The sequence below is a fragment of the Nocardia sp. X0981 genome (genome assembly GCF_977089955.1).
Window position 1 is genome coordinate 998191 of the sequence record NZ_OZ372435.1, and the last position, 14337, is coordinate 1012527.

At 69.4% G+C, this 14337-nt stretch carries 15 protein-coding genes; 7 read left to right on the forward strand and 8 right to left on the reverse strand.

What is annotated here, in order from left to right:
• Positions 1-3: 3 nt before the first annotated feature.
• The 3 genes from ACYR7D_RS04325 to ACYR7D_RS04335 are packed head-to-tail and all read right to left on the reverse strand — an operon-like array spanning position 4 to position 4462.
• Positions 4-1602 (reverse strand): acyl-CoA carboxylase subunit beta, encoded by a 1599-nt coding sequence (locus tag ACYR7D_RS04325; RefSeq protein WP_459548338.1) that lies wholly within the window; start codon positions 1600-1602, stop codon positions 4-6.
• Entirely contained in the window at positions 1599-2750 is a 1152-nt protein-coding gene (locus ACYR7D_RS04330) for an acyl-CoA dehydrogenase family protein (RefSeq protein WP_459548339.1), read from the reverse strand. Before ACYR7D_RS04330 ends, ACYR7D_RS04325 begins: the two co-directional genes overlap by 4 nt.
• Complete coding sequence (locus ACYR7D_RS04335; protein ID WP_459548340.1) at positions 2747-4462, reverse strand: acyclic terpene utilization AtuA family protein; 1716 nt, start codon at positions 4460-4462, stop codon at positions 2747-2749. Before ACYR7D_RS04335 ends, ACYR7D_RS04330 begins: the two co-directional genes overlap by 4 nt.
• 171 nt (positions 4463-4633) lie before the next feature.
• Between ACYR7D_RS04335 and ACYR7D_RS04340 the strand changes: the two genes are divergently transcribed.
• Positions 4634-4789 carry a hypothetical protein gene (locus tag ACYR7D_RS04340; protein ID WP_459548341.1) on the forward strand — a complete coding sequence of 52 codons (156 nt, stop codon included), beginning with the start codon at positions 4634-4636 and terminating at the stop codon, positions 4787-4789.
• A 175-nt stretch (positions 4790-4964) separates the two neighbouring features.
• On the opposite strand, the gene thiE is transcribed toward ACYR7D_RS04340, so the two are convergent.
• Positions 4965-5663, reverse strand: a complete 699-nt coding sequence (gene thiE, locus ACYR7D_RS04345; protein ID WP_459550007.1) for a thiamine phosphate synthase — start codon at positions 5661-5663, stop codon at positions 4965-4967.
• Between the two features lie 197 nt (positions 5664-5860).
• On the opposite strand from thiE, the gene thiO reads away from it, so the two are divergent.
• The 6 genes from thiO (at position 5861) to ACYR7D_RS04375 (ending at position 11095) form a co-directional block, all read left to right on the forward strand.
• Positions 5861-6961, forward strand: a complete 1101-nt coding sequence (gene thiO / locus ACYR7D_RS04350) for a glycine oxidase ThiO (RefSeq protein WP_459548342.1) — start codon at positions 5861-5863, stop codon at positions 6959-6961.
• Positions 6958-7203, forward strand: a complete 246-nt coding sequence (thiS, locus tag ACYR7D_RS04355) for a sulfur carrier protein ThiS (RefSeq protein WP_459548343.1) — start codon at positions 6958-6960, stop codon at positions 7201-7203. Before thiO ends, thiS begins: the two co-directional genes overlap by 4 nt.
• Positions 7196-7954 (forward strand): thiazole synthase, encoded by a 759-nt coding sequence (gene thiG, locus ACYR7D_RS04360; RefSeq protein ID WP_459548344.1) that lies wholly within the window; start codon positions 7196-7198, stop codon positions 7952-7954. Before thiS ends, thiG begins: the two co-directional genes overlap by 8 nt.
• A gap of 121 nt (positions 7955-8075) precedes the next feature.
• Positions 8076-9071: an ABC transporter ATP-binding protein gene (locus ACYR7D_RS04365; protein WP_459548345.1), complete on the forward strand. Its 996-nt coding sequence runs from the start codon at positions 8076-8078 to the stop codon at positions 9069-9071.
• Complete coding sequence (locus tag ACYR7D_RS04370) at positions 9071-9838, forward strand: ABC transporter permease (RefSeq protein ID WP_459548346.1); 768 nt, start codon at positions 9071-9073, stop codon at positions 9836-9838. The genes ACYR7D_RS04365 and ACYR7D_RS04370 overlap by 1 nt, the downstream gene beginning before the upstream one ends.
• Before the next feature lie 414 nt (positions 9839-10252).
• Positions 10253-11095: an adenylate/guanylate cyclase domain-containing protein gene (locus ACYR7D_RS04375; RefSeq protein WP_459550008.1), complete on the forward strand. Its 843-nt coding sequence runs from the start codon at positions 10253-10255 to the stop codon at positions 11093-11095.
• A gap of 10 nt (positions 11096-11105) precedes the next feature.
• On the opposite strand, the gene ACYR7D_RS04380 is transcribed toward ACYR7D_RS04375, so the two are convergent.
• The 4 genes from ACYR7D_RS04380 to ACYR7D_RS04395 all read right to left on the reverse strand — a co-directional run bounded on the left by ACYR7D_RS04380 (position 11106) and on the right by ACYR7D_RS04395 (position 14153).
• Entirely contained in the window at positions 11106-12086 is a 981-nt protein-coding gene (locus tag ACYR7D_RS04380; protein WP_459548347.1) for a LysR family transcriptional regulator, read from the reverse strand.
• A gap of 142 nt (positions 12087-12228) precedes the next feature.
• The gene (locus ACYR7D_RS04385; protein ID WP_459548348.1) at positions 12229-12684 is read right to left on the reverse strand and encodes a deaminase; all 456 of its coding nucleotides are present in this window, start codon (positions 12682-12684) and stop codon (positions 12229-12231) included.
• An 8-nt stretch (positions 12685-12692) separates the two neighbouring features.
• The gene (locus ACYR7D_RS04390; protein ID WP_459548349.1) at positions 12693-13367 is read right to left on the reverse strand and encodes a RibD family protein; all 675 of its coding nucleotides are present in this window, start codon (positions 13365-13367) and stop codon (positions 12693-12695) included.
• Between the two features lie 27 nt (positions 13368-13394).
• The gene (locus ACYR7D_RS04395) at positions 13395-14153 is read right to left on the reverse strand and encodes an NUDIX hydrolase (RefSeq protein WP_459548350.1); all 759 of its coding nucleotides are present in this window, start codon (positions 14151-14153) and stop codon (positions 13395-13397) included.
• Positions 14154-14337 lie beyond the last annotated feature (184 nt).

Here is a 14337-nt window from a genome sequence, read left to right on the forward strand (position 1 = left end):
GCCTCACATTCGGAAGACGCCGAAGGACTCGGCGCCCTGGACAGGAGCGGTGTGGATGGCCGACAACGCCATACCGAGCACCGTACGGGTATCGCGCGGGTCGATGACCCCGTCGTCGTAGAGACGCCCGGACATGAACATGGCCAGCGATTCCGCCTCGATCTGTGCCTCCACCATGGCGCGCATACCCGCGTCGGCCTCTTCGTCGAATACCTGCCCGCGTGCCTCGGCCGCGGCCCGGCCGACGATCGAGATGACCCCCGCCAGTTGCGCACCACCCATCACCGCGGATTTCGCGCTGGGCCAGGCGAAGACGAACCGCGGATCGTAGGCGCGGCCGCACATCCCGTAGTGCCCGGCACCGTAGGAGGAGCCCATGAGCACCGAGATATGCGGGACCTTCGAGTTGGACACCGCGTTGATCATCTGGGCACCGTGCTTGATGATGCCCTTCTGCTCGTACTCCTTGCCGACCATGTAGCCGGTGGTGTTGTGCAGGAACAGCAGCGGGGTGCTCGTCTTGTCGGCCAGCTGGATGAACTGGGTGGCCTTCTGTGACTCCTCGGAGAACAGCACACCGCGGGCGTTGGCGAGGATCCCCACCGGATACCCGTGCAATTCGGCCCAGCCGGTGACCAGACTGGAACCGTAGAGCGGTTTGAACTCGTCGAAATCGGAGCCGTCGACGATCCGGGCGATCACCTCGCGCGGGTCGAACGGAATCTTGAGATCGGGTGGGACGATCCCGAGCAGCTCTTCGGGGTCGTAGCGCGGTTCGAGCACCGACGCCCGCGGCGCGGGCCCCTGCTTCTTCCAGTTCAGCCGTTTGACGATACGCCGGCCGATCCGGATGGCGTCCTGTTCGTCGAGCGCGTAGTAGTCGGCCAGACCGGAGACCCGGGCGTGCATATCGGCGCCGCCCAGGGATTCGTCGTCGGATTCCTCACCGGTGGCCATCTTCACCAGCGGCGGGCCACCCAGGAATACCTTGGAGCGTTCCTTGATCATCACCACGTGGTCGGACATGCCCGGGATATAGGCGCCGCCCGCGGTGGAGTTGCCGAAAACCAGCGCGATGGTAGGGATGCCGGCCGCCGATGCCTGGGTGAGATCGCGGAACATCCGGCCGCCGGGGACGAACACCTCTTTCTGCGTGGGCAGATCGGCCCCACCGGATTCCACCAGCGAGATCACCGGCAGCCGGTTCTCCCGGATGATGTCGTTGGCCCGCAGGGTTTTACGCAGTGTCCAGGGGTTGGAGGTACCGCCGCGCACGGTGGGGTCCGGGGCGACGATCATGCATTCCACCCCCTCCACCACACCGATACCGGTCACGGTGCTCGCGCCCACCTGGAATTCGCTGCCCCAGGCCGCGAGCGGGCAGAGCTCGAGGAACGGCGAATCCTCGTCGATGAGCAGTTCGATCCGCTCCCGGGCGGTGAGTTTGCCGCGTTTACGGTGCCGGGCCAGTTTCTCCGGACCGCCGCCCGCGACGACCTTCGCGAATTCCGCCTCGACCTCGGCGAGTTTGGCGGTCATCGCCGCGGCGGCGGCGGTGTATTCGGCGGTGGTGGTATCCAGAACACTGCGTAATACCGTCATGCTTGATAACCCAACCGTTTCGCGGCCAAGCCGGTGAGGATTTCGGTGGTACCGCCGCCGATACCCAGGATCCGCATATCCCGGTACTGGCGTTCCACCTCCGATTCCCGCATATACCCCAACCCACCGAACAACTGCACGGCCTGATTCGCGACCCATTCGCCGGATTCCACGGCGGTGTTCTTGGCGAAGCAGACCTCGGCGATCAGATCGTGTTCCCCCGCGGCGGAACGGGTGAGCACATCCCGGGTGTAGACGCGGGCGATATCGACCTTGCGGGCCATTTCGGTGACCGTGTTCTGCACGGCCTGACGGCTGATGAGCGGGCGGCCGAAGGTCTCCCGGTTGCGCACCCAGTCGAGGGTGAGGTCCAGGCAGCGCTGCGCGCTGGCGTACGCCTGCACCGCCAGCCCCGCCCGCTCGCTGACGAAAGCCGACGCGATCAGCAGGAATCCGGAGTTCTCCGGGCCCACCAGGTTCGCCACCGGAACCCGCACATCCTCGTACGACAGTTCCGCGGTATCGGAAGCCCGCCAGCCCATCTTGTCGAGTTTGCGGCTGACCGTGAAGCCGGGAGTGTCCTTCTCCACCACCAGCAGGGAGACGCCGGACGAACCGGGGCCGCCGGTGCGTACGGCGGTCACCACGAAATCGGCCCGGCAGGCCGAGGTGATGTAGGTCTTCGACCCGTTGACGATGTAGTGATCGCCGTCGCGGCGGGCGGTGGTGGTCAGATGGCCGACATCGGAGCCGCCGCCGGGCTCGGTGATGGCCAGCGAACCGATCTTCGCACCGGCCAGCGTCGGTTTCACCCAGCGCTCGATCTGCTCGGGGGTACCGGCGGCGACCAGGTGCGGTACCGCGATACCGCAGGTGAACAGCGAGGCGAACAGTCCCCCGGAAACCCCCGCGTAGTGCAGTTCCTCGCAGACGATCGCGGCATCGATACCGTCGCCCCCGGAGCCACCCACGTGTTCGGGGAACTGGATACCCAGCAGGCCGAGTTCACCGGCCTTCTTGTGCAGTTCCCGGGGGATCTCCCCCTCGCGTTCCCAGTCGTCCAGGTACGGCAGGATCTCGCGTTCGGCGAAAGCGCGCACGGTGGCCCGTAGTTCGCGGCGTTCGGGAGTGTTCCAGACATTGCTCACGGCAGCAGCTCCAACGGTATGTCGAGATGGCGGGACCGCAGCCATTCACCGAGTCCCTTGGCCTGCGGGTCGAAGCGGGCCCGGTAGGCCACGCCCGCGCCGAGCAGACCGGAGATCAGGAAATTGACGGCGCGCAGATTCGGCAGGACGTGCCGGGTGATCTCCAGCGGCGCGGTCTCGGGCAGGAGTTCACGCAACCGGCCGGCGGTGAGCGTATGTACCAGCCAGCGCCATTGCTCCTCGGTGCGCACCCAGACGCCGATATTGGCGTCCCCGCCCTTGTCACCACTGCGGGCCAGGGCGATCGTGCCGAGTGGCGCGCGCTTCGTGGCGGACGGCGGCAGCGGCGCGGGGAGCTCCGGTTCGGGAACCTCGGCCAGTTCCTGGGTATGCGCGGGCGCTTCCACCGGAACCCGGCGGCCGTCCGGGAACACCGCGGTATGCGCAACCTCCGCGGCGTCCACGTATCCCGGCCGGTACACACCGTAGGGGGAGCCGTTACCGGGTGGGGTGGTGAAACTACAGCCGGGATAGCTGGCCAGGGCGAGTTCGACGGCGACACCGGAGAAGGCGCGGCCCACCTTCTCCGGGTCGGTATCGCGGACCACGCAGCGCAGCAGGGCGCTGGCCTGCTCTTCGGTATCGGCGTCGGGGCGGTCCAGCCGGGCCAGGGTCCAGTCCAGTTCGGCGGGACGTTGCGGCAGCCAGGATTCCAGCTGGCGGCGCGCGAGATCGGCCTTGGCTTCGATATCGAGGCCGGTGAGGACGAATTCCATTTCGTTGCGGAAACCGCCGAGGGTGTTCAGCGAAACCTTGAGCCGGGGTGGTGGCGGTTCCCCTTCGGCGCCCCGGATCAGTACCCGGTCCGGGCCCTCGGCCACCAGTTCCACGGTGTCGAGCCGGGTGGTGACATCGGGTCCGGCGTAGCGCGCGCCCTGGATCTCGTACATCAGCTGCGCCGCCACCGTATCGACGGTGACCGCGCCGCCGGTACCCGCGTGTTTGGTGATCACGCTGCTGCCGTCCGCGCGGATCTCGGCGATCGGGAAACCGGGACGGTTCAGATCGGCGAGTTCGGTGAAGAAGGCGAAGTTCCCGCCCGTGGCCTGAGTGCCGCATTCGACGACATGACCGGCCACCACCGCGCCCGCGAGCCGGTCGTAGTCGGTACGACCCCAGCCGAAGTGCGCGGCGGCCGGGCCCACCACCACCGAGGCATCGGTGACCCGGCCGGTGACCACCACGTCGGCGCCCGCGTCGAGGCATTCGACGATGCCCCATGCCCCCAGGTAGGCGTTGGCGGTCAGCGGCGCGCCGAACCCGAGTTCGGCGGCACGGCCGGTGAGATCGTCACCTTCGACGTGCCCGACCCGCACGTCGAGACCGAGCCGCCGCGCCAGCTCCCGCACCTTGTCCGCGAGCGCGGACGGATTCAGGCCGCCGGCGTTGGTGACGATTCGGACATTGCGCTCCAGGGCGAGGCCGAGGCACTCCTCGAGCTGGCGCAGGAAGGTTTTGGCGTAGCCGAGGCCCGGATCTTTCATCCGGTCGCGGCCCAGGATCAACATGGTGAGTTCGGCGAGATAGTCGCCGGTGAGCACATCGAGCCGCCCGCCCTCGAGCATTTCGCGCATGGCACTGTGCCGATCGCCGTAGAACCCGGAACAGTTCCCGATCCGGATCACGTCCGGATCGGCCGCCAGACCACTCATCAGCGGTTGCGCCTCCTACCGTGGCATGCGGGCGGTCGCCGGTGAACGCCCAGGGCTGTACGAAATCAGCATCACAGGCCACCGAGAAAAAAGCAAGCATGCGTGCTTGTTAAATGACGATATCCCGCCCCCGCCCTCCACACCCGATACGACCAGGCAAAATGAGAGGCCGTGTCCACCGATGTCGCCGTAGTCCTGCTGTTCACCCTCGCCGGTTTCCTCCTCGGCGGCGCCTACACCACCTGGAAGAACACCCGGCCGCTATCGATCGCCCTGGGCGTCTGCGCGGCCCTGGCCGTGGCGGGAGCGGTGCTCTGGTTGCTGTGAACAGGTTTCGCGCGAGCCCGTTCGGTCAACTCTCGGTCAACGGCAGCGGTTCCCGAACCGGGGGCGAACACTCATCACCACCCCACAGACAACCGGCTGCCCGCCCGAACCAGATTGATAGGCGCCGGCCCTGCCCACCTGCGCCGGGCAGGGCCGGCGCGCCCCCTCACACCGATCAGCCGGCCGCCAGCAGCGCGGCTCTCAGTTCCCGGGCCGCGGCCTCCGGATCGTCGGCCGCGGTGATCGCCCGCACCACCACCACCCGCTCGGCGCCGGCCGCCAGCACCTCGGGCAGCGTCGCGCCGTCGATACCGCCGATGGCGAACCACGGCCGGGTGGGCGCGGCCGCGGCGGTCTGCCGCACCAGCTCCAACCCGGCGGGCGTACGCCCCGGTTTGGTGGGCGTCGCCCACACCGGCCCCGTGCAGAAGTAATCGAGTTGCTCGTCCGCGGCGGCGAGCCGGGCCTGTTCCCGATCGTGCGTCGAACGCCCGATCACCACATCCGGCCCCAGAATCCGGCGGGCGTACCAGGGCGGCAGGTCCTGCTGCCCCAGATGCAGCACATCGGCCCCGGCCGCCAGCGCGATATCCGCGCGATCGTTCACCGCAAGCAGCGCGCCGTGACGCCGGGCAGCGGCCTTCAGCTCCGCCAGCACCGCGAGTTCACCCTTCGCCTCCAGCGGACCGAACCGCTGCTCCCCCGGCGAACCTTTGTCACGCAGCTGGATGATATCGACACCGCCGGCCAGGGCGGCATCGGCGAAATCGGCCAGATCCCCCTTCTCGCGCCGGGCATCGGTGCACAGGTACAGCCGGGCCGTCGCGAGGCGGTCCCGCGGTGGAAGGGGTCGGCGAGCGGAGGACGGTTGCACAGTTGCCACGGTAGCCGCGCTAACGTGGAGACGTTGCAGGAGGTAGACGTAGTGCGAACATCCGCGCTCAGCGCGCGGGCGACGGGCCGGGGCGATACCGCGCCGTGTCGCCGCGCACCGATCCGGGAAACCCGCGGCCCCGGCGTCTCCCCTGATCCGATCCGATACGAGCGCAGTGCCCGGAGGAGGTGGCGCGGATGAGCATGCCCGATGGCGCCCCCGAGCCGACCCTCGCCGTGGTCGGCGGCGGGGTGATCGGTCTCGCCGTGGCCTGGCGCGCCGCCGAGGCCGGATGGACGGTCACCCTCTTCGACCCCGCGGTGGGCAGCGGCGCCTCCTGGGTGGCCGGCGGGATGCTCGCCCCCCTCTCGGAGGGCTGGCCCGGCGAGGACGAGGTACTCGCCTTCGGAGCCGCCGCCCTGGCCCGGTGGCCGGGATTCGCCGCCCGGCTCGAAGCCGTCACCGGCGTGGATGTCTTCGTGGCCACCGAAACCCTGACCGTCGCGCAGGACACCGCCGATGCCGCCGACCTGCGGACCGTCGCCGACTGGGTGGGCGAACACGGCCACGAGCTGCGAATACTGGATCGCGCCGGGGTACGAGCCCTGGAACCCGCACTGGCCCGCACCGTACGAGCCGGACTGCTCGCCGCCACCGAACCGGCCGTCGACAACCGGCGACTGGTCGAGGCCCTGCGCAAGGCCGCCACCGAGGCCGGGGTGACCGTACGCGCGGCCGAGGTGCGCGACCTCGCCGAACTCGACCAGCACCGGATCGTCCTGGCCGCCGGTGCCGCCTCGGCACGGCTCTGGCCGGGCCTGCCGGTCCGGCCGGTGAAGGGCGAGATCCTGCGCCTGCGCCACCGCCCCGGCGCGCAGACCCCGCCCACCCGGGTGATCCGTGCCCGCGTCCACGGCCGTCCGGTGTACTTCGTCCCCCGCCCCGACGGCCTGGTGGTAGGCGCCACCCAGTACGAAGCCGGTTTCGATACGGCCGTCACCGTGGCCGGGGTCCGCGATCTCATCGCCGACGCGGAAACCGTGCTGCCCGGGGTCGGCGAATACGAACTGGCCGAGGCGAGCGCCGGATCCCGGCCGGGAACCCCGGACAACCTTCCGTTGCTCGGCCGGCTGTCCGAGCGCGTGATCGCGGCCACCGGGCACGGCCGCAACGGCATGCTGACCAGTGCGTTCACCGCCGACGCGGTACTGGCCGAACTCGCCGGGCAACCGCTGTCCGAGGCCGCTTCGGCCGATCCACGCCGGTTCACGGCAACACCTTCAGGAGGAAGTCGATGACCGTATCGTCACCAGGGGCATCAGCACCGGGCTCGTCCGCGCCCATCGGGGTCACCGTGAACGGGACCGACCACGAGTTCGCCGAACCGCTGACGGTGCGGCAACTACTGGAACGGCTGGAATTGCCGTGTCAGGGCGTGGCACTGGCGGTCGACGGCACCGTCTTCCCCAAATCGCGCTGGGACGAACCGGTGGGCCGCGGCTGGGAGATCGATGTGGTGACGGCGGTCCAGGGTGGCTGACGACCCGCTGCGCATCGCCGACCGCACCTTCGAGTCGCGGCTGATCATGGGTACCGGTGGGGCGGAGAGCCTGGCGGTACTGGAGGAGGCCCTGCTCGCCTCCGGTACCGAACTCACCACGGTGGCCATGCGCCGGGTCGACGCCGCCGGTGGCACCGGTGTGCTCGACCTGCTGAAACGGCTCGATATCGCTCCACTGCCCAATACCGCGGGCTGCCGGACCGCCGCCGAGGCGGTACTCACGGCCCGGCTGGCCGCCGAAGCACTGGACACCACCTGGGTCAAACTCGAGGTGATCGCCGACGAACGCACACTGCTACCCGACCCGGTCGAACTACTGGACGCGGCCGAACAGCTGGTCGACGCCGATTTCACCGTACTGCCCTACACGAACGACGACCCGGTGCTGGCGCGGCGGCTCGAGGACGCCGGCTGCGCCGCGGTGATGCCGCTGGGCGCGCCGATCGGCACCGGCCTGGGAATCGGGAATCCGCACAATATCGAGATGATCGTCGACCGCGCGCAGGTGCCGGTCATCCTCGATGCCGGGATCGGCACGGCCAGCGATGCCGCGCTGGCCATGGAACTGGGTTGTTCGGCGGTACTGCTCGCCACCGCGGTCACCCGGGCCCGGCAGCCGGCGTTGATGGCCGCCGCCATGGCCGATGCCGTGCGGGCCGGTCACCGGGCACGCGAGGCGGGCCGGATCCCGAAGCGTTTCTGGGCGCAGGCGTCCTCACCCGGACTGTGACACCCCGAGCCGGGCCTCCGCGAGTGGGTGGGTACCCGGGGAAGGGTCATCCTCCAGGATGACCGCGGGACGCGACCACAGGTCGACGCGAGCACCCGGCCGATAAGGCATGCTGTGAGACATGATCGAAGTCCGGGGCTTGACGAAGCACTACGGGCAGACCGTGGCGGTCCAGGACCTGACCTTCACCGTACGACCGGGGCAGGTCACCGGGTTCCTCGGACCCAACGGCGCCGGTAAGTCCACGACCATGCGCATGATCCTGGGACTGGACCGGCCCACCGCCGGCACCGCCCTGATCGACGGCAAACCCTACGCCGCGCTGCGGCACCCCCTCCGTGAGGTCGGGGCCCTGCTCGACGCGAAATGGGTGCATCCGAACCGGTCGGCGCGCGCCCATCTGGAATGGATGGCCGCCTCCAACGACCTGCCGAAATCGCGGGTCGAGGAAGTACTGCGGCTGGTGGGGCTGTCCGAGGTGGCCGGGAAATCGGCGGGCGGCTTCTCCCTCGGCATGTCCCAGCGGCTGGGGTTGGCGGGCGCACTGCTGGGCGACCCCAAGGTGCTGTTGTTCGACGAACCGGTCAACGGGCTGGACCCGGAGGGCATCCTGTGGATCCGCCGGTTCATGCAGCGGCTGGCCGCCGAGGGACGTACCGTACTGGTCTCCAGCCATCTGCTCTCGGAGATGTCACAAACCGCCGACCACCTGGTGGTGATCGGCCGCGGCCGGCTCATCTCCGATTCCCCCACCGCCGCGTTCATCGAACGCGCCTCCGAATCCTCGGTGCGGGTGCGCAGCCCGCAGCTCGAAGAGTTGCGCAGTCTGCTCACCTCCCGGGGTATGACGGTCAAGGAGAACGAGCGCAACGCCGACGGCGCGGCCCTGGTGGTCTCCGGGGTGACCAGTGACGCGGTCGGCGCCCTGGCCGGCGAGCACGGCATCACCCTCTACGAGCTCGCCCCGCAGCGCGGCTCGCTGGAGGAAGCGTTCATGCGGATGACCGGCGGCGATGTCCAATACCACGGCGAGGTCGGCTCCCCGGGCGATGTCGCCGCGCTCCCGGACGGCGCGACACCGGCAGCCCGGACCGAGGTTCTCGGAGGTGCGAAGTAATGGGCGTGATCGCCGCGGAACGTATCAAGCTCACCTCCACCCGCTCACCGTGGTGGTGCTCGGCCGTCGTGGTGGCACTCGCCGTGGGCTTCGCCGCGCTCTTCGGCCTGATCGGCCGGATCGCCGCGGACGAACCGCAGGCGGGGGGCGCACCCGCCCTGACGGTCGATACCGCTTTTCTCGGGATCAGCGGATTCGGCATCATGGTGCTGGCCATCATGGCCACCCTCACCGTGACCAGCGAATACCGGTTCGGCATCATCCGCACCACCTTCCAGGCCGTACCCAACCGGATGCTGGTGATCGGCGCCAAGGCCGGGCTGGTCGGTGCCTACGCGGCGGCGCTGACCACTGTGCTGGCCTTCGCCGCGTACGCGGTGGCCAAGGCGGTGGCGGGGGACGCCGGCACGACACTCGTACTCGACGGCAACTGGCGCGCGCTGTACGCGATCCCGATCCTGGCCTTCCTCAACGTGGTGCTCGCCATCGCGATCGGGGTGCTGGTACGGCAATCGGCGGCGGCCATCTCCCTCATCGTTCTCTGGCAGTTGATCATCGAACCGCTGGTGGGAGCACTCGGTAAGTGGGGCAGGGAGATCAGCGCGTTCCTGCCGTTCCAGAACGCGAGCCGCTTCGCGCTGATGGACGAGTCGATGGCGGCGGGAAACTGGCACTGGGGTGCCTGGGGAAGCCTTTTCTACTTCATCGCGTTCGTACTGATTGTGAGCGGTGCCGCCCTGGTCGTCCTGGACCGGCGCGACGCCTGACCTCGGACCACCCGAGCCGCTTCCCTCGCCGCTCGGGTAGTGGTGACGCTTCCTCGTCGGAAGGACTGCGTCGCCTCGCACTCCGGCGGCCACTGCCCGGCCGCCGGGTGCGGTTACCACCGGCCCGGTGCGATACGCATCGGGCCGGCGGTCGTTACCGCACACCGTTGTTCGCCGCCTCCATCGGTAACCGCGCGTTCACCTCCCGACCCGTATGCGTGGCTACTATCGAGTCGAGCACCATCACGTTTTCCATCGGCGGACCCAACGGCGTGCCGCATTCCTCCGATCGAGAGGCGAAAGGTGACGATTCTCAGCGTTCCCCCCGCGTCCGACCCCCTGAGATACCCTCGGGTCGTGAACGAGATTCCCTCCGGCAGCGCCGTACCGGAGCCGGAGGTCGACAGCACCCGAATCGAACCGACCCCCACCGGCGAAAACGACACCGGCACATCGAGCGTGCGCCCCCGGGCGCATCCGCTGTCCGCCCTGGTGAACGCGGCCAACCAGCGCCCGGATGTGATCGAGGTGCTGCGTCGCGCCCGGCAGCAGCTCCCCGGCGACCCCGCGTTCGGCGACCCGCTGTCGGTGAGCGGCCCCGGTGGCGCCCGCGCGGTCGCACGCGCCGCGGACCGGCTGGTCGGCGACAGTCCCAGCGCCGCCCGGGAAATCGGTTTCGGCGCACTGCAGGTCTGGCAGGCGATGCTGGAACGCCTCGGCCGCGGTAAAGGGGCCGAGGAGGTGACCGTGATGTTCACCGATCTCGTATCGTTCTCCTCCTGGTCGCTCACCGCCGGTGACGAGGCCACACTGGACCTGCTGCGCAAGGTCGCCAAGGCCATCGAACCGCCGATCGCCGAACGGGGCGGGCAGGTGGTGAAACGCATGGGCGACGGCGTGATGGCGGTCTTCCCTTCCCCCGACCGCGCCGTGCAGGCCGCGGTCGTGGCACGGCGCAATCTGGCCCGTATCTCCGTGGGCAGCTACCGGCCGCGGATGCGGATCGGCCTGCACACCGGCTCGCCCCGCGAAATCGGCGGCGATTGGCTCGGGGTGGACGTCACCATCGCGGCGCGCGTGATGGAGGCGGCCGGTAACGGCCGGATGATGATCTCCCAGACCACGCTGGCCGCCCTGGAACCCGAGACCTTGGCGGAACTGGGGCACACCGTCCGCCCCTACCGGCGCAGTTTCTTCGCCGCGCCGCTCAGCGGGGTTCCCGAGGATCTGCGCATCTACCGGGTCGCGCCGGAGTAGTCGCGCGTCTTCACCGCGTGAACAGCGCGCGGTCGCTGTCGGGTATCCAGCAGTTGGCCACCGCATCCCGGTTGTAGCTGTCCCGGAAGTGTTCGATCAGGGCCGCGAGACCCGGATGCGGGTCGGTACTGTCCCACAGCAGCGCATGCGGGTATGCCGGGGCGGGATCGACGACGGGAACCCGGCGGATATGTGGATGCCAGGGTATTTCGAATCCTTCACCGTTGAACGTCGCAAGTGTGTCCGACGCGGCGATATGCCCCACCATGGCTTCGACCGGGGCCGTGCCGCGTGGGGTGGCGGCGTCCGGGAAAAGTACGGACCGGGGCGTGCTGTCGACGGTGACACCACTGAAACGGCTGAGACAGTGGTAATAGTCGGCCCATTCCGACGGCACGGCCGCCCCGGGCACCCATACGGAACGACCCGCCAGTTCGGCGAGGGTCACAGCGGATCGCCCCGCGAGCGGATGTTCCTTGCCGACGAGCAGATGCAGTACCTCCAGGTAGGCCGGGACGGCCGCGATATGCGCGGGCAGGGGCCGTGGCCCGCCGTGTGCCCGCGCGAGAGCGGCATCCGCGCGACCACTCAGCAGGGCGTCCCGGGAGGTCACGCGCGCGTTGGCCAGCACGATCTCGATATCGGCCTCGGGGTGGCGGGCCAGGTGGAAACGCATGGCCCGCATCTCACCCTGCCGCTCCCCCAGGAGCGCGACCCGCAACGGCCCCGCCCGGCGGCCCACGGTGGCGGCCGCCTCGTCGGCGAGTGCCAGCAGCGAGCGGGCATGCGGCAGGAACCGCACGGCGGCGGTCGGCCGCGCGCCGGTGGGTATCCGCTCGAACAGACCGACCCCCAGCCGGCTCTCCAACCGCGCGATCCGCTTGGACACCGCCTGCTGACTGATTCCCAGCACCCCGGCCGCCAGCCCGAATCGGCCCTGATCGGCCACGGCGACGAACGCGCGTACCGTCGCCAGATCCAGATCGGCCACCCCAGCTCCCGATACATCCGGTGGTTGTCGCGAGATTCGCGTAGATTGTTCGGTCAATCGCGTTTCACCTGCTCATATATAGCCGGAACCACAACCATACGAGCCGTCACGGACCGGCACCGCCCACGCTGAACGGTGGTGGTCAGGACAGGTCGAGATGCCGGTTCATCGCCATGGCCGCCTCGGCCAGTTCGGGCAATTCCAGCACCCGCACTCCGTGCTGTCGCAGCTTCTCCACTCCCACACAGTTCTCGACGAAGGTACCGGGCTCGCGCCAGGCGATCACGACCTCCGGGATCCCCGCCGCCAGGACGCGGTCGGTACAGGGCACCCGGTCCTTGCTGGCCCGCTCCGAACAGGGTTCCAGGGTGCTGTAGAGGGTGGCCCGCCGCAGCCGCGGATCCTGCGGGTCGAGTTTGTTCAGCGCGGATTCTTCCGCATGCGCCTTCGGGCCGGTCTCCCGCGAATAGCCGGTGGCGAACGCGGCACCGTCGGCGACCAGCACCGCACCCACCGAGAAAGCACCCGCCACCGGCGGGCTACGCCGCGCCAGCTCTATCGCCCGGTTCATCCAGTGGTGGTGGTCCGATTCGGGCACCGCGCCTCCTAGGGTCGATACCGCAACACTGCCACATCCCCCACCTGTGTGACCTCGAGCAGCCGCATCCGGTGGGTGGGGCCGCCGGGATATTCGGCGGGATACAGGAATCGGGGCGCGGCCGAATCGCCGACGAGGACCGGGCCGACGGCCAGCAGGAGTTCATCGGCGAGACCACCGGCGAGGAACGCGGTATGGATCCGGCCCCCGCCCTCCACCATCAGCCGCCCGATACCCCGCCCACCCAGATCGTCGAGCAACGCGCCGAAATCGAGTTCCGTGCCCAGGTCGACGATCTCGGCCGGGGCGGTCAGCCGATCACGCAACCGGCGCGCACCCGAACCTGTCGTGTAGACCAGCGGTGGATGCTCCGCCGTTCCGCACCGCCAGAAGCGGGCGTCCGGGCTCAGCTCACCGCGCGCGGTCACCGTCACCTTGCGCGGATACGCCGGTCTGCCCGCGGCGAGACGCTCCGCGCGGCGGCCGTCGTCCTTCACGATCAGCCGCGGATCGTCCCGGCGCAATGTCTCGGCGCCCACCAGGATCGCGTCCGACCAGGCACGGATACCGTCCACCCGGTCGAAATCGGCGGCGCCGGAGAGCAGCAGCCGCTCGTCGGTGGTGTCGTCGATATAGCCGTCGACACTCGTCGCCACCGACAGCAGCACATACGGTCGGGTCACCCCCCGGCCTCCACGGACCCGCGCATATCAGGCCTCCGGTCCCAGCACCCGTTCCCGCGGAATGCCCAGCACCCGGGCCTCTTCCGGCACCGAGCCGCCCAGTCCGGCCTCCGGGTCACCGGCGGGGGGCGGTGCCGCACCTGCGGAGTCGCCGGTGTCCGCGCTCTCGGCCGGGTAGGGCGGGTTCAGCAGCACGGCCCGTTCGCCGGGCCCAGCGGGCTCCGCGTGCAACCAGATGAACTCCTCACCCAGGTCGACCGTGCGCGGTAATGCCGTGGCCAGCTCCATCGCGTCGGCTTCCGCGCATTCACCCGGGTCCATCCGGGCCGCGGTGGCCCGCAGCGCGGGCCAGGCGGTCGCGAACCCGGCGTGCAGTGGGCGCTGGTCCACCTCGTCCTCCGGCACCCAGGCCAGTTCCACACTCTCCATATTGGGCCGGACCGGCAGCGGTTTGCCGGCGTCGGCGATCACGGTGGTGTAGGTCCAGCCGCTGGGGGCCACAGCCGTCACCCGTTGCGCGCGTACCTGGATATCCGCGGCCTTGATCCCCGCCTCCTCGTCGGCCTCCCGGACCGCCGCGTGCACCGCCGTCTCATCGCTGTCGCGGGCACCGCCGGGCAACGCCCACGTCCCACCCTCATGGCTCCATGCCGCCCGGAGCTGCAACAACACGGCCGCCCCACCGGTACCGAGCGGGGCACGCAGCAGCAATCCGGCCGCACCGAATCGGCCCCAGTGGCGTACACCGCCCGGGCTCACAGCCCATCCGTCACCATCTCCGCGCATCTCGCACCGTCCTCGTCGACCGTCCCTCTCCATCCTGCCGTACCCCGCCAGGGGAATGGTCGTTGTGGACGTCGGAGCGCGGACGTGGAGAATACCGAATACGCTCTTACAAGCGGTGTGACCGATAACCCGTTCATGCCAGGGAGCGATACAGCGCACACGGCGCCCGAAGTGGGAGGGTGGA

What these genes read in the sequence shown, in the direction of transcription:
- ACYR7D_RS04325 (WP_459548338.1), bottom strand. Translation starts at nt 1,602, where the DNA reads ATGACGGTATTACGCAGTGTTCTGGATACCACCACCGCCGAATACACC.
- ACYR7D_RS04335 (WP_459548340.1), bottom strand. Translation starts at nt 4,462, where the DNA reads ATGAGTGGTCTGGCGGCCGATCCGGACGTGATCCGGATCGGGAACTGT.
- thiO (WP_459548342.1), top strand. Translation starts at nt 5,861, where the DNA reads ATGAGCATGCCCGATGGCGCCCCCGAGCCGACCCTCGCCGTGGTCGGC.
- thiS (WP_459548343.1), top strand. Translation starts at nt 6,958, where the DNA reads ATGACCGTATCGTCACCAGGGGCATCAGCACCGGGCTCGTCCGCGCCC.
- ACYR7D_RS04365 (WP_459548345.1), top strand. Translation starts at nt 8,076, where the DNA reads ATGATCGAAGTCCGGGGCTTGACGAAGCACTACGGGCAGACCGTGGCG.
- ACYR7D_RS04370 (WP_459548346.1), top strand. Translation starts at nt 9,071, where the DNA reads ATGGGCGTGATCGCCGCGGAACGTATCAAGCTCACCTCCACCCGCTCA.
- ACYR7D_RS04395 (WP_459548350.1), bottom strand. Translation starts at nt 14,153, where the DNA reads ATGCGCGGAGATGGTGACGGATGGGCTGTGAGCCCGGGCGGTGTACGC.